Origin of the sequence: Pseudomonas sp. FSL R10-2189 (assembly GCF_009600325.1) — a bacterium.
GTDB lineage: Bacteria > Pseudomonadota > Gammaproteobacteria > Pseudomonadales > Pseudomonadaceae > Aquipseudomonas > Aquipseudomonas helleri.
Genome location: NZ_WIVZ01000047.1, coordinates 22,834 through 36,747, shown reverse-complemented (window position 1 = coordinate 36,747; position 13,914 = coordinate 22,834). Strand labels below are relative to the sequence as shown.

Genomic DNA, 13,914 nt, shown 5'->3' with positions numbered 1-13,914 from the left:
AGCTTACATTTTCTAAGATCCTCGACTCCTTTTCCAGCCGGTCAGATTTTTTCTACACCCTTAAATGCGAAGAGCCGCTATTGCGGTATAACTGTCTTGCTTCTGGAATGGTGTATGTTTTTATTTGCTCTGATTTTATTGTGGAGGAGCAGTTTTCTTTGTACATCCAGTGAGCGGGTTCAAGATACGCTCTCTGGCACTCTCCGATATCCCAAGTAAATTCTGAAGTCCTTTTGTCAGCCAAAAAAGGATCTATCTGATAAATTAGTTCCTTTCCTTTAATCAAAATGCGCTTTTCAGTTTTGTTGGGCGCGAGTGTTAGTAGAAGGGTGGGGTTGTCGGATAGGTCCTGCCGTATGAATTTTAACACTTCTTCCGAGTCATTACTTGTAAGTGTTACCCCGTGCTTTTCTTTGTATTTTTTTTGCACCGCTACAAAAACTGGAAATGGGGCTTTAGTGCTTTTTGATTCAGAGTTTAGGCTTATGGCTAGGTCATATATAGCGTGCCTTCGGGTTGTAATGCTATTTAAAGAATCTATTATACTTTTTGCTGTAGCTTCAATTAATCGGCCGTTAAGGGCGCTTTGGGGTATATTTGCTTGAATAAAGGTTTTGCCGGTAAGTGCACGAATCAGATTTATTTCGCTTAACATTAGTCCCGTATTTGTCACTAAGTTGCTTATTGGTTGCGATAAGTCGTCAACTATGTCTGCTTTTATTTCAAGCAGGTCGGCGATAAGGAACCCCAGATCCGCCCAGTCCGTTGCGAATGAATAAAATGTTTCATTGCCTGCGTAGTTTGTAATTTCGGTGCGAGCAGTTTTCAGTGTGGGAACTCGAATGGACCATTCAAATCCGGTCAGTTGAAAATCTACAGAGTCCTCATAGCCAGATGCTTTCGTAAGAATCGAATTCGCATCTAGGTGTCGATGCAATAATCCTTGAGCGTGCAATAGTTCGATAGCTTTAACTATGCGTATAATGTTTTCCCAGAATTGCATCCTGATGTTTGATGATTTTAATCGTTTTAGCCAGTGCGGACGGAGTGATAAGGTGGCCGTTTTTTTAAGTATGTATGTTAAAGGCAGTCGTCCGTTTGTGTCTAACACTAAATAAAAGCCGTGCGCATCTCTACCTGACTCAATTAATGATGAGATGTAGTCCCCGGTACCAGGGTATCCTTTAAGTCGATGCAACTGCCTAAGCTCGTGTAGCCATATATCTTCTAGGTCTTCATCATTAGTGTCTGGGCTTCGGGGCCAAAATTTAATCAGATAAGGTTCACCCCCTTTGTCAGCGCTAATTAGATTGGGTTGCCCGGAGCTTTGATCTGCCTCTATTAAATAAGGTTCTTCAAGTTCGTAATTATTTAAAAAAGACTCTTCACCAAACTCTTTCATTTTCTAATTCCATTCTGTTGTACAGTTGTCCTGAGTGTTTTGGTTGTTTTGTATACTCTTAGGCGTCTGCTTTCTTCCATCATCGACAATTCATGAATGTCCAGGGATTCCGATTGCCACTCGGATTCTGTCAATCTTAGCGACCTCTTTATGGAATATATGACCGCCCACGGGCTGTCAATCCTAGTGATTTTTATGGAGGGATTTGTCAATCTTTCAGTGGATTCTTGACAGTCAACCTGTTTCCAAGGCTATGAGCTCATGGCTCCAGAGAGCGAGGAGGTGCACGTGTCAATGATGGAATCAGGTATGTGGTATTGATAATTACTGGCCCGATGACCCGTTGGTGGCCGAAGCGACGGCCCGGGCCAAGCCAAGAAAGAGTTGAGGCCCTAAACCTTCACGCGGCGCCAAGGGTGGCGAGGTTGCAGTACTGGCCTTTGAAATACAGCAGTGGCTGCGTCGCCGCCGCTTCTTGCAGGTTTAACGCTTTGACTTCGCCGATCACGATCAGGTGATCACCGGCGGCGTGCTCGGCGTGAATTTCGCAATCAAGCCAATGCAGGCTGCCCGCGATGACCGGGTTGCCCAGCGGCGATGGTTGCCAGTCGACGCCGTGCCATTTGTCGGTGCCTTTGCGCGCGAACTGGTTGGAAATCTCCACCTGCTCGCCCGACAGGATATTGACCGCGAACCGACCCGCCTGACGAATTCTCGGGTAGCTGGCTGAACTGGCCATAACGCTGAAAGACACCAGCGGTGGACTCATCGACACGCTATAGAACGACTGGCAGGTGAAGCCAATCGGCTCGTCATCCACGTGTGAGGTAATCACCGTGATACCGGATGCGTAGTGCCCGAGGGCTTCGCGAAAGCTCAAGGGTTCGATCGCCGAACGAGGAAGTGCCATGGTGGGTCCTGAATAGGGATAAGCCTGAAGTCGCCCGCTTAAATGGGCTAACTTCAGGCGTTACTCGTGTTTAAAGCCCGCAGGCAGTGCTTACTTCGACAGTTCTCTGCGGATGATCTCGGCGCCAGCCGTCAACGCTTGCAACTTGCCGCGTGCAACGTGACGTGGCAGCGGGGCCATGCCGCAGTTGGTGCACGGGTACAGTTTGTCGGCGTCTACAAACTGCAGCGCCTTGCGCAGGGTATTGGCCACTTCCTCGGGTGTTTCGATGGTGTGCGAGGCCACATCAATGGCGCCGACCATCACTTTTTTGCCGCGAATCAGTTCCAGCAAGTCCATGGGGACATGGGAGTTGTGGCATTCCAGCGAAATGATGTCGATGCTGGATTGTTGCAGCTTGGGGAACGCCTCTTCATATTGGCGCCACTCTGAACCCAAGGTTTTTTTCCAGTCAGTGTTGGCCTTGATGCCATAGCCGTAGCAGATATGCACAGCCGTTTCACACTTGAGGCCTTCAATGGCTCGTTCCAGGGTCGCCACGCCCCAGTCATTCACTTCGTCAAAGAACACGTTAAAAGCGGGTTCATCAAACTGAATAATATCGACGCCCGCCGCTTCCAGTTCCAGGGCTTCCTGGTTAAGGATTTTGGCGAATTCCCAGGCGAGTTTTTCGCGGCTTTTATAGTGGTTGTCGTACAGCGTATCGATCATGGTCATAGGACCTGGCAGCGCCCATTTAATGGGTTGCGTGGTCTGTTGACGCAAGAACTTGGCGTCTTCCACAAACACCGGCTTTTGCCGCGCAACAGCCCCTACTACGGTGGGGACGCTGGCGTCGTAACGGTCACGAATCCTGACAGTTTCGCGCTTCTCAAAATCAACGCCGCTGAGGTGTTCAATAAACGTGGTGACAAAGTGTTGGCGTGTTTGTTCTCCATCACTGACGATATCAATACCGGCGTGTTGTTGTTCTTGCAGGGCCAGTAACAAGGCATCTTGTTTGCCTTCAACCAGTTCTTCACCTTGCAACTTCCAGGGTGACCACAGTGTTTCGGGTTGTGCCAGCCAGGACGGTTTCGGCAAGCTGCCGGCCGTTGAAGTAGGGAGCAATTTTTTCATCGTGAATAGCCTTGTCTTAATAAGTCGTTAAAGAGCGTAATGGGCGGACCACTGCTCAAGAATGGCGTGGTGCGGCTTGATAAAGTGCTCTTCAACAAAGGTGCCTTGTTCAATCGCCAACCGGCTGCGTTCTTCTCGGTCGTAAACAATTCGCGTCAGTGAGTAATCCTGGTGTTTCAAACTCGGCTGATAGGCTTTGCCGGCGGCAGAGTTGGCGTTGTAAATCTCAGGGCGATAGATTTTCTGGAAGGAATCCATCGTGCTGATGGTGCTGATCAGTTCAAGGTTGGTGTAATCACCCAGCAAGTCACCGGCAAAGTAAAAGGCCAGCGGTGCCACGCTGTTCGGCGGCATGAAATAGCGCACCTTCAAGCCCATTTTTTGGAAGTAATCATCGGTCAGGGAGTATTCATCCTGCTGGTATTCAACGCCCAGCACCGGGTGCTGGTTTTCCGTGCGCAGGTAGGTCCGGCTGCTCGACACGCTCAGGCAGATCACCGGCGGTTTATTGAAGTGTTCTTTGTAAGTGTTTGAATTAACAAAGGACTTGAACAGTTGGCCGTGCAACTCACCAAAGTTGGCCGGTGTGCTGAACGTTGATTGGCCTTTATTGTGGTCCAGCAACAGCACGCTAAAGTCATAATCGCGTACATAAGAAGAAAAGTTATTGCCCACAATGCCTTCAATGCGCTCGTGTGTGTGCTGATCGATAATATGGGTTTTCAATATTTCAATCAGTGGCAGGGCATTGTCACTGTGCTCTGCATCAAGGCTCATGGCGACCGAAATGATTTCAAGTTCCACCGCATAACGGTCACCTTTGGGGTTGTCCCAATGCGCCAGCGTATTGAAGTGGTTGTTGATCATTTTCAAGGTGTTGCGCAAGTTCTCTTGGCGATGTTCGCCTCGGGCCAAGTTAGCAAAGTTGGTCGTAATGCGCGTCGTGTTTGAAGGCTGATAGTTTTCATCAAAGCGAATGCTCTTGATAGAAAATGTGAATTCTCTGCTCATTATGATCTGACGCCTTAATAGAAGAGATAAACCAGAACAGGGCTTTCTGGTTTATCTCTTGATAATCTTGATGATGTTTCTAATTAAGGGGCATTCTGGACGAGAAGTTCAGCGATAGATAATGAATTGATTTCAGCAAATCGTTAGTGATGCTCATGATGCGCTGCCGAGCCCGCGGCAGCAGGGTTTGCCGGGTTACAACTGGCCCATCAGCCAGTCCTTGAACACCGCGATGGGCCGGTGATTGGCCTTGTGCGGCGGGATGAGCAGGTAGTAGGCCGTACCGGTCGGTGAAATGGAGTCGAACGGGATGCGCAGGGTGTTGTTGGCCAGCTCGTCCTTGACCAGAAAACGCGGCAACAGCCCGACCCCGATGCCCGACGACACCGCCTGGATCAGGTGGGTGGTGAGTTCAAATTGCGGGCCCAGCCTCAACCGACCAGGTTGGCAGTTCTGCATTTTGAACCACTCAAGCCAAAGGTGCGGGCGCGGGGCGACCTGCAGCAACTGTGCAGAGCGCAGGTCTTCAGCACAGGTGTAGCGCTCAGCCTCGGCATTGCTGCTGCCCACCAGCGGGACCAGTTCCTCATCGAAAAGCTTGTGCGAGACCACATGGTGCCAGACCCCTTCACCGACACAAATGGCGGCATCCAGCCCGGTGGTGGTGAAGTCGACGGTGCTCGCACGCGAGTGGATATGCACAAGGATTTCGGGGTGTTTGGCATAAAAATCACTCATGCGCGGCAACAACCACTTGGTGCCGAACGTCGGCAATACGCCCAAATGCAAAGACCCGCCGCCACTTCGGTAGGCAAGGGCTTGCATGGTTGCATCGCGAATTCGAGCCAGCGCTCCGGCAACTTCCACGGAATAAATGCGACCCACTTCCGTCAGCGTAATGTGCCTGCCAATTCTGTCGAAGAGCAAAACCCCCAGCAGTTCTTCCAATGACTGAACTTGTCGGCTAACTGCACTTTGCGACAGGCTTAGTTCTTCGGCCGCGCGCGTGAAACTGCCATGTCGGGCAGACGCTTCGAAAGCCAGCAAGGAAGAGATTGAGGGGTTAAGTGTCCGAGGATTCATGCTGACTCTGCGTGAATAAATCGATGGTCGGGGTGGGAAAGCAGCGCTTTAAATCAAAGGGCCAGCATACGACATTTGCTTGATCAGCACAGCGCGAACAGCCGCACGGTCAAATGCTCGGCCCTTTAAATCATGGTTTTATGGTCTGAAACCGCCGTTTTAGAGGCTTTAAAGGGGCGCTCGTGCACCTGTAGGCAAAATTACCGCTCATCTCATTCATGTGTTTTCTGCATGTATAGAGGCATTTTTTCTCGGTTTGGATGTGGGCCTTGCTGTGGCAATCTTCGCGCCTTACTGCAATCGCGCATGGCGTCAAAGGCCTCGTCGGTTTGCTAGCTAACCGGCGCATGAACGATTCATTCAGATGAGGTGTTTTGCCAGATTAGTTAGACAGTGGTTTACCGCGATATCCATTAAGCCTAAAAAAATAAGAGTTCTTAACTATGAGCACTGCCATTGAAAAGCAGGTGACACGCAAGATCTTTCTGAGGCTCTTGCCGCTACTGATCTGCCTGTACATCATTTCCTATCTGGATCGGGTCAACGTGGGCTTTGCCGCCCTGACGATGAACGCTGACATTGGCCTGAGCGCTGCCGTTTATGGCTGGGGCGCGGGTTTGTTCTTCATCGGTTACTGCCTGTTCGAAGTACCCAGCAACCTGCTCATGGCGAAAGTCGGTGCGCGCCGCTGGATTGCCCGCATCCTCTTCACTTGGGGGCTGATCGCCACCTGCATGGCATTGGTTCAGGGCCCAAAAAGCTTCCTGATCATGCGCTTCCTGCTGGGTGTGGCTGAAGCGGGCTTCTTCCCTGCGGTCATTCTGTACCTCACCTACTGGTTCCCGGTGCGTTACCGCGCACGCATCATCTCGATTTTCATGCTCTCCATCCCGATCTCGTTGGCCATTGGTGCTCCGGTCTCGACGGCGCTGTTGCAACTGGATGGCGCGCTAGGCCTCAAAGGCTGGCAGTGGCTCTTCCTGATTGAAGGGATCCCGGGCGTGCTGCTGTTCGGCGTGGTCCTCAAATACCTGCCGGATTCGCCAAAGCAGGCGTCCTGGCTGAGCGATGAAGAGCGTCAGTGGTTGATGTCCGAACTGGATAAAGATGCCAAGGCGCACCCTGTCGCGCTGGACGAAAAGTCGTCCCTGTGGAAAGTGTTCTGCAACCCGTCGATTCTTGCCCTGTGCATGATTTACTTCTGCGCGACGGCTGCCAACATTGGCCTGTCGATGTTCTTGCCACAGATCATCAAGCAGCAAGGCTTTAGCGGTATGGACATCGGCTGGATCACCGCTATCCCTTACGTCGTCGGCTGCATCGGCATGGTGACCATCGGCTTCCTGTCGGACCGTTTCCAGAAGCGCACCGCCTTCGTCATCATTTCCCTGTTGTTTATCGCGGGTGGCCTGGGCACGGCGGGTTGGCTGACCGGCAGTAACATGGCCATCATCGCGATGTGTGTAGCAACGGTTGGCATCATGGGCGCCAAAGGGCCTTTCTGGCCGCTGCCGGCGCTGTACCTGAGTGGCAGCAGTGCCGCGGCAGGTATTGCCCTGATCAACTCGGTCGGCAACCTGGGTGGTTTCTTTGGCCCTGGCATCATTGGCGCGCTCAAGGAAATGACAGGCACTTACGAAAGCGGTCTGTACCTGCTGGCCGGGCTTGCACTGTTTGGCATCCTGATCACCGTGATCTTCATTTCCGACAGTGGCAAAGCGAAGAAAGACCAGCCAGTGAATGGCGCACTGGCAGCCCGCAACTGATCATTTGCGAGCAATAAAAAAGGGGGGCGACCGGTAACGGTCGCCCCCCTTTTTCGTGGTGCCTGCTCAATCAGCCGGCAGCAAGAACCGCCCGACTACCGGCAAGTGATCTGACACGGCCTGGGTATCTTCCTGACGCACATAGCCTTCAACGCGTTGCAGTTTGGGGCTGTAGAACAGGTAGTCGAGGGTGCGGTCAGGCTCGCCGACGCTGGGGTTGTTGGGGAAGAAGGTCAGCCATTGCTCGCGGTCGATGCCTGTGGCTTCCGGGTTGCTGGGGAGCATCGGGTACTTTTCCCACAATAGATGCAGCTCGCTGTCAGATGAGTAGCCCAGGCGCTGTTCAGCGGGCAGGCGCAAAAACTGGCCGATGGGCAGTAGGTTGAAGTTGCCGCCAATCACCCACGGCGTGCCCTGGCTTTCATATTTGTCGACCAGCGCTGCCGCCGCTTGCATCTGGTGCTTGAGGTTGCTGTTGTTGAGGGTCGCTGCATCGAGCTGGGTGTTGATGGCCACCAGTTGCCCTCCGTCATTGAGCGGCAGGTAGCTGACCAGCATGGCGGGCTTGGGCTGGAATTGACGGCTGATCAGGTTGCTTTCGGCCACCGGCAATTGCAGGCGCTCGGCGTGTTCGATCTGGTAACGGCTGAGGGTGACGATCTTGCGCCCGACGCTGCCGAAAATATGCCGGTCGGGAACAAAGTCGGCTTTCCAGGTAAAGGCCTGGGTGCTGCACGGGTAGAGGTCGACCAGACGTTCCTGCAACAGGGCGAGCTGGTTTTGATAGTCGCTGGCCTTGGCTTCTTCGTCGAGGTCTTGCAGCAGGATCAGGTCGGGCTGCTCATCGCGAATCACCCGCGCCACTTCATCCAGGCTGAAGGCCATGTCTTCACGGGTCGGGCGGTCATCCGGGCCGCTGCCGTCGATCAGGTTGTACCAGAACACATAGCGCTTGCCGGCCAGGTACTGAACGTTCCAGGTCATGATCTTGATCGCCTGCCCGGCCACCAGCGTGGGAGCGGCGACGGGGCAACTGACCGCCAGCACCTCTTTAGCGTCCGGGCGCCACGTAACGCTGTAAATCAGGCCAGCCACAACCGCTGAGGTCAGCACTAAACCTAATACAGTGGGGCGCAGTATACGTGGCATGGGCTCTGCTTATGAGGGGCGAAGGAGGTGCCGAGCATACCTGACGGCAGCGTGGCCCCCCAAGGCTCTGGGTATAGGAATTTTTCTTGGTTATGCGTCGGACTTTTCGCTTATCAACATAAAGAGCCGGAACAGAACCACCGAGAGGAACAACTGCAAAAAGCTGTTGAAGCTTTCCAGCGCCACCGTCACCACCGCGTTGGTGTCTTCAGGTACCAGCGAAAAGCTCAGTTGCTTGAGCAGGAGCAAAGGCCCCATGACCGCCAGAATGCAGACGAAGATCCGCCAGAAATGGCCGCGGCTCATGATCAGGCTCGACTTGATGGCCGTCAGCGGTGGCTGGCCACGTAGCACCAGGTTGTACTCGGAAAACGCCAGAACCACGGTGAGGTAGATGCCAGGAATAAAGAACATCGACAGCCCCAGCACAATCAGCAATGTGCTGATGGCAGCGAGCAGGGCGAACTTGGGCCACAGGCTGAGCGCCCGGGCCAGCACGTCGCGGTTGCTCGGGCTTTCGCCCCGGCTGCGGGCATCGAGGAACACAATCAGCGCCCCGGTGTACAACGGGTAGACCAGCAGGCCGACGATGAGCGCGTAGCCCTGTGACGCATTCGGGCCTACCGCGTCGTCCACAACGTATTGCAGCACGGCTTCAAGAATCACCAAGGGCAAGCACAGGGTGATGACTTGGCCGAGGTTGCGCTGGATGAAGTACAGAGAGTCACGAAGAACGGTAAGCGGATTCATTGTCAGGTTTCAGCAGTCTGGAAACAGTCCGCCACTTTAACCGATGACACGCGACGGTTAGCAAATGTAAAGCTGGGTAAAGGTTCATTGAAACTTCTCGTAACGTCCCCATAACTTTTGAGTGCCTACTGTAGTAGGCGATTAGCAGATTTTTCGACAATCCAACGAGGTCGTCATGAACAGCGAAGAGCAAACCCTGATTGACGGGCTATTTACCCGGTTGCAACAGGCTGAACGAGAGGCGGCCCCGCGAGACGCGCAAGCACAGTCGCTGATCAACGAGCACATTGCACGCCAGCCGTTGGCGACGTATTTCATGACCCAGGCGATTCTGGTGCAAGAGGCGGCGATCAAGCAGCTCGACCAACAGAACAAACAACTGCAAGCCGAATTGCAGCAGGCCCGCGCTGCGGCGGCTGCACCTGCGCCGGCCGCTACGGGCGGCAGTTTTCTGTCCAGCCTGTTTGGTGGCGGCAGCCGTGAGCCAGCTCCGGCACCCGCACCGAGCCAGTCATTCAGTACCCCGCCAAGCTCTGGGGGCTGGCGCGACGGCCCGTCTTCAGCACCGCCTGCATCAGCGCCGGCCTACGCACCGCCACCGGCGGCTGCAGCGCCCGCGGCGGGCAGCGGGTTTCTCGGTGGAGCCTTGAAAACCGCCGCCGGTGTGGCCGGTGGTGTGATGCTCGCCCAAGGCATCAGCAGCTTGTTCAGCCATCATCAGCAGCCGCAAGTGATTGAAGAAATCATCGAAGAGCCGACATCGGCGGGCGGCAATGGCTGGGGCAACGACAACCAGCAGTTCGCCAACAACGATCGGTCCGGCTTTGATAGCGGCGGTTTCAACGACGACGACAGCTTCTATTCAGACGACGATTCCTTCGTCTGATCCCCCCAACGCCCGGCGACCCATGGCTCGCTGGGCGGTTTATCCGCGCAAACCCTCGGCAGGCTGGCATACTGCGGCCTTGTGTTTTACCTACCTGCCCGCTTGCCTGGGCCTCAAGAGGTTTGCCGGTGAAAAAAATTGCGGTCTTCGCGGATGTGCAGAACCTCTATTACACGGTTCGCCAGGCCTATGGCTGCCATTTCAACTACGCGGCGCTGTGGGCTGATATCAGCCAGCACGGTGAAATTGTCGAGGCGTACGCCTACGCTATTGACCGGGGCGACAGCAAACAGCAGCAGTTCCAGCAAATCCTGCGCAACCTGGGCTTCACGGTAAAACTCAAACCTTATATTCAGCGCAGCGATGGCTCGGCCAAGGGCGACTGGGACGTGGGCATTACCATCGACATCATGGACTCGGCTGCCAATGTCGATGAAGTGGTGCTGGCCTCGGGTGACGGCGACTTTGATCTGTTACTTGAGCGCATTGCCAACAAGCACGGGGTCACTACCGTGGCCTATGGCGTGCCCGGCCTGACCGCCAACTCATTGATCCGCGCGGCCACTCGCTACGTGCCGATTGAAGGCAACTTGCTGCTTAAATAACGCTCACTTTTGACAGGATTGATCAGGTTTGGAACGCATTGCGGTCATCGACTTTGAAACCACCGGGCTTTCGCCGAGCAGTTCGTGCCGGGCCACTGAAATTGCCGTGGTGATACTTGAACAGGGGCGCATCGTCGAGCGTTACCAAAGCCTGATGAACACCGGCGTGCGGGTGCCGGGGTTTATCGAGCAACTGACCGGCATCAGCAACGCCATGCTGCGCACCGCGCCGCCTGCCGATAGGGTGATGAACGAGGTCAACGAGTTCGTGGGGATTACCCCGCTGGTGGCACACAACGCGGCGTTTGACCAAAAGTTCTGGGACTTTGAAATGGGCCGCATCAAGCGCACCCGTTTGCAGAACTTTGCCTGCTCGCTGTTGCTGGCCCGGCGGCTGATGCCCGCCGCACCCAACCACAAGCTGGGCACCCTGACCGCCTTTGCCGACTTGCCCCACACCGGGCAGGCTCACCGGGCCATGGCCGATGCGGAAATGGCCGCCAACCTGACGGCCTACCTGACCGAGCAATTGCGCCAGCAGCACGGGCTGAAAGCGCTGGATCACGACCTGCTGTGTAAATTGCAGAAAGTCCCGGCAGCGAAGATCAACGAACACCTGAAGCGTTATCGCGGGGTTTAAAAGCAGCCCTCACCCCAACCCTCTCCCGGAGGGAGAAGGAGCTTTACCGAATAGTTTTCGGATTCAGCGCTATTGCTTGCAGACCGCAGATAATCAACAACATCCCCCAATCAGTCCCCTCTCCCTCCGGGAGAGGGTTAGGGTGAGGGCTTTTGATCCTCAACAGCACAGGTCAAAGTGTACGGGTCACTTTTGGTGCGTTCTGTTACTTATTATTTCGCAGCCCTTTGTCTAGAATCCCAAGTCCCCTGCCTTTGCCTTCCGAGCTGCCCCCATGCCTGCCGCACGTCGTTTCCCGTTACAACTGATCGGTGCTTTTTTTGCGTTGTACGTCATTTGGGGTTCGACCTATCTGGTGATTCGCATCGGGATTGAGTCCTGGCCGCCGTTGATGATGGCCGGGGTGCGCTTTCTGGTGGCGGGCTGTTTGATGTATGGCTACATGCGCTGGCGCGGGGCGCCGACACCGACCTTTGTGCAGTGGCGTTCGGCAGCCATGATCGGTTTTCTGTTGCTGGCCTGCGGCAATGGTGGCGTGACCCTGGCTGAGCACTCGGGCGTGGCCTCTGGTGTTGCGGCCCTAGCCGTGGCGACGGTGCCGCTGTTTACGTTGCTGTTCGGCTACTTTTGGGGCGCACGCAACACTCGCCTGGAATGGGCCGGTATCGCGCTGGGGCTGATCGGCATCGGCATGCTTAACCTCGGCTCCAACCTGCAAGCCAGCCCGCTGGGCGCGGCGATGATCCTCTTTGCGGCAGCCGCCTGGGCGTTCGGCTCGGTGTGGAGCCGCCATTTGCCGCTGCCCGCAGGCGCCATGGCCAGCGCCGCCGAAATGATCACCGCAGGTGTGGTGCTGCTGGCCGGCAGCCTGCTCAGCGGCGAGCGCATGACCCATCTGCCCACCGCCGCAGGCTGGGGCGCGTTGCTGTATCTGGTGTTCTTCGGCTCGATCATCGCCTTCAGCGCCTACATGTACCTGCTGAAAAACGTGCGCCCGGCCGCCGCCACCAGCTATGCCTACGTCAACCCGGCCGTGGCGGTGATGCTGGGCATCGTGTTTGCGGGCGAGAGCATTGGCGTCGAAGAGTGCCTGGCGATGGCGGTGATCATCAGCGCCGTGGTGTTGATCGGGTTGCCGCAGTGGCGCAAGCAGAAAACCGTCTGAATTAGGGTAAACTGCGCGCCATTGCACTTTATGCACCCCTGCGCAGACCTTTTTCGACGGTATTCCCATGACATTCGCCACCCTTGGCCTGATCGAGCCCTTGCTGCGCGCCCTTGAGGCGCTCGGCTACAAGACCCCCACTCCGGTTCAGGCCCAAGCGATTCCCGCCGTGCTGGCAGGCCGTGACCTGATGGCCGCGGCCCAGACGGGCACCGGCAAAACAGGCGGCTTTGCCTTGCCATTGCTGCAATTGCTGACCATGGAAGGGCCAAAGGTCACCAGCAACTCGATCCGCGCGCTGGTGCTGGTACCGACCCGCGAACTGGCCGAACAGGTTCACGAGAACATTCGCCAGTACGCCGAGCACCTGCCGTTGAGCACCTATGCGGTGTACGGCGGAGTCAGCATCAACCCGCAAATGATGAAGCTGCGCAAAGGCGTTGACGTGCTGGTGGCGACTCCGGGCCGCTTGCTCGACCTGTATCGCCAGAACGCGATCAAGTTCAACCAGTTGCAAACCCTGATTCTGGACGAAGCCGACCGCATGCTCGACCTCGGTTTTTCCGAAGAGCTGCGCGACATTTACCGTGCCTTGCCGAAAAAGCGCCAGACCCTGCTGTTCTCGGCAACGTTCTCGGACGCGATCCGCCTGTTGGCCGGGCAAATGCTCGACAACCCGCTGAGCATCGAAGTCAGCCCGCGCAACGTGGCGGCCAGCAGCGTCAAGCAGTGGGTGATCCCGGTGGATAAAAAGCGCAAGTCAGAGCTGTTTCTGCACTTGCTGCGCACCCAGCGCTGGAAGCAAGTGCTGGTGTTCGCCAAGACCCGTAACGGTGTAGATGAGTTGGTGGGCAAGCTGCAAGGCCTGGGGATCAACGCGGACGGCATCCATGGCGACAAGCCGCAGGCCACCCGTCAACGGGCGCTGGATCGCTTCAAGGCCAGCGAAGTGCAGATTTTGGTCGCCACCGACGTCGCCGCGCGCGGTCTGGACATCGACGACCTGCCGCTGGTGGTCAACTTCGACTTGCCGATCGTGGCCGAAGACTACATTCACCGTATTGGCCGCACCGGCCGAGCGGGCCAGAAAGGCGAGGCGATCTCGCTGGTCTGTGCGGACGAAGTGAACATGCTGTCGGCGATTGAGGTGCTGACCCGTCAGACATTGACCCGCCACGAAGAGCCTGACTTCGAGCCAGAGCACCGTGTGCCGCAAACCGATGCGACGGGCCAGGTGGTCAAAAAGCCGAAGAAACCGAAAAAGCCTAAAGCAGCAGGCGGTGGCGGCAAGCGCAACCTGGGCAAATGGGTGGACAGCGGCGATGTGGCCCCAGCCGAGCCTTCGGTCAAGCCTGTGCGCAAAGTTCCGGTGTTCAACACCGGCCCGCGCAAGCGCAAGCCATAACCCGCCCTTCAATATGTGGGAGC

At 55.7% G+C, this 13,914-nt stretch carries 13 protein-coding genes; 6 read left to right on the top strand and 7 right to left on the bottom strand.

Annotation, left to right across the window (positions count from 1 at the left end; all coding sequences use genetic code 11):
- Window positions 1-52 precede the first annotated feature (52 nt).
- The 5 genes from GHO32_RS23630 to GHO32_RS23610 all read right to left on the bottom strand — a co-directional run bounded on the left by GHO32_RS23630 (window position 53) and on the right by GHO32_RS23610 (window position 5,525).
- Window positions 53-1,402: a hypothetical protein gene (locus GHO32_RS23630; protein WP_153443032.1), complete on the bottom strand. Its 1,350-nt coding sequence runs from the start codon at window positions 1,400-1,402 to the stop codon at window positions 53-55.
- 400 nt (window positions 1,403-1,802) lie between these two features.
- A complete protein-coding gene (locus tag GHO32_RS23625; protein ID WP_153336846.1) occupies window positions 1,803-2,312 on the bottom strand; it encodes a flavin reductase family protein in 510 nt (169 codons plus the stop codon).
- Between the two features lie 90 nt (window positions 2,313-2,402).
- Complete coding sequence (locus GHO32_RS23620; protein ID WP_048390584.1) at window positions 2,403-3,431, bottom strand: methionine synthase; 1,029 nt, start codon at window positions 3,429-3,431, stop codon at window positions 2,403-2,405.
- Window positions 3,432-3,458: 27 nt separating this feature from the next.
- The gene (locus GHO32_RS23615) at window positions 3,459-4,442 is read right to left on the bottom strand and encodes a DUF1852 domain-containing protein (RefSeq protein WP_153336845.1); all 984 of its coding nucleotides are present in this window, start codon (window positions 4,440-4,442) and stop codon (window positions 3,459-3,461) included.
- A gap of 195 nt (window positions 4,443-4,637) precedes the next feature.
- Window positions 4,638-5,525 (bottom strand): LysR substrate-binding domain-containing protein, encoded by an 888-nt coding sequence (locus GHO32_RS23610; RefSeq protein ID WP_048367506.1) that lies wholly within the window; start codon window positions 5,523-5,525, stop codon window positions 4,638-4,640.
- Between the two features lie 443 nt (window positions 5,526-5,968).
- Here GHO32_RS23610 and GHO32_RS23605 point away from each other — a divergent pair, with 443 nt between their 5' ends.
- Window positions 5,969-7,291: an MFS transporter gene (locus tag GHO32_RS23605; RefSeq protein ID WP_048367504.1), complete on the top strand. Its 1,323-nt coding sequence runs from the start codon at window positions 5,969-5,971 to the stop codon at window positions 7,289-7,291.
- 66 nt (window positions 7,292-7,357) lie between these two features.
- Here GHO32_RS23605 and GHO32_RS23600 read toward each other — a convergent pair whose 3' ends face one another.
- Both GHO32_RS23600 and GHO32_RS23595 read right to left on the bottom strand, forming a co-directional pair.
- Window positions 7,358-8,440: an endonuclease/exonuclease/phosphatase family protein gene (locus GHO32_RS23600; RefSeq protein WP_153336844.1), complete on the bottom strand. Its 1,083-nt coding sequence runs from the start codon at window positions 8,438-8,440 to the stop codon at window positions 7,358-7,360.
- A 90-nt stretch (window positions 8,441-8,530) separates the two neighbouring features.
- Window positions 8,531-9,190: a YciC family protein gene (locus GHO32_RS23595; protein WP_123752053.1), complete on the bottom strand. Its 660-nt coding sequence runs from the start codon at window positions 9,188-9,190 to the stop codon at window positions 8,531-8,533.
- A gap of 175 nt (window positions 9,191-9,365) precedes the next feature.
- Here GHO32_RS23595 and GHO32_RS23590 point away from each other — a divergent pair, with 175 nt between their 5' ends.
- From GHO32_RS23590 to GHO32_RS23570, 5 genes are all read left to right on the top strand, one after another.
- Window positions 9,366-10,076: a DUF2076 domain-containing protein gene (locus tag GHO32_RS23590; RefSeq protein WP_153337981.1), complete on the top strand. Its 711-nt coding sequence runs from the start codon at window positions 9,366-9,368 to the stop codon at window positions 10,074-10,076.
- A gap of 128 nt (window positions 10,077-10,204) precedes the next feature.
- Complete coding sequence (locus GHO32_RS23585; protein ID WP_123752055.1) at window positions 10,205-10,681, top strand: NYN domain-containing protein; 477 nt, start codon at window positions 10,205-10,207, stop codon at window positions 10,679-10,681.
- Between the two features lie 28 nt (window positions 10,682-10,709).
- On the top strand, window positions 10,710-11,321 hold the full coding sequence (locus GHO32_RS23580; RefSeq protein WP_153337007.1) for a PolC-type DNA polymerase III: 612 nt from the start codon (window positions 10,710-10,712) through the stop codon (window positions 11,319-11,321).
- A gap of 274 nt (window positions 11,322-11,595) precedes the next feature.
- On the top strand, window positions 11,596-12,486 hold the full coding sequence (gene yedA / locus GHO32_RS23575) for a drug/metabolite exporter YedA (protein WP_153337980.1): 891 nt from the start codon (window positions 11,596-11,598) through the stop codon (window positions 12,484-12,486).
- Between the two features lie 67 nt (window positions 12,487-12,553).
- The gene (locus GHO32_RS23570; protein ID WP_153336354.1) at window positions 12,554-13,891 is read left to right on the top strand and encodes a DEAD/DEAH box helicase; all 1,338 of its coding nucleotides are present in this window, start codon (window positions 12,554-12,556) and stop codon (window positions 13,889-13,891) included.
- Window positions 13,892-13,914: the final 23 nt, after the last annotated feature.

What these genes read in the sequence shown, in the direction of transcription:
- GHO32_RS23630 (WP_153443032.1), bottom strand. Translation starts at nt 1,402, where the DNA reads ATGAAAGAGTTTGGTGAAGAGTCTTTTTTAAATAATTACGAACTTGAA.
- GHO32_RS23625 (WP_153336846.1), bottom strand. Translation starts at nt 2,312, where the DNA reads ATGGCACTTCCTCGTTCGGCGATCGAACCCTTGAGCTTTCGCGAAGCC.
- GHO32_RS23620 (WP_048390584.1), bottom strand. Translation starts at nt 3,431, where the DNA reads ATGAAAAAATTGCTCCCTACTTCAACGGCCGGCAGCTTGCCGAAACCG.
- GHO32_RS23615 (WP_153336845.1), bottom strand. Translation starts at nt 4,442, where the DNA reads ATGAGCAGAGAATTCACATTTTCTATCAAGAGCATTCGCTTTGATGAA.
- GHO32_RS23610 (WP_048367506.1), bottom strand. Translation starts at nt 5,525, where the DNA reads ATGAATCCTCGGACACTTAACCCCTCAATCTCTTCCTTGCTGGCTTTC.
- GHO32_RS23605 (WP_048367504.1), top strand. Translation starts at nt 5,969, where the DNA reads ATGAGCACTGCCATTGAAAAGCAGGTGACACGCAAGATCTTTCTGAGG.
- GHO32_RS23600 (WP_153336844.1), bottom strand. Translation starts at nt 8,440, where the DNA reads ATGCCACGTATACTGCGCCCCACTGTATTAGGTTTAGTGCTGACCTCA.
- GHO32_RS23595 (WP_123752053.1), bottom strand. Translation starts at nt 9,190, where the DNA reads ATGAATCCGCTTACCGTTCTTCGTGACTCTCTGTACTTCATCCAGCGC.
- GHO32_RS23590 (WP_153337981.1), top strand. Translation starts at nt 9,366, where the DNA reads ATGAACAGCGAAGAGCAAACCCTGATTGACGGGCTATTTACCCGGTTG.
- yedA (WP_153337980.1), top strand. Translation starts at nt 11,596, where the DNA reads ATGCCTGCCGCACGTCGTTTCCCGTTACAACTGATCGGTGCTTTTTTT.
- GHO32_RS23570 (WP_153336354.1), top strand. Translation starts at nt 12,554, where the DNA reads ATGACATTCGCCACCCTTGGCCTGATCGAGCCCTTGCTGCGCGCCCTT.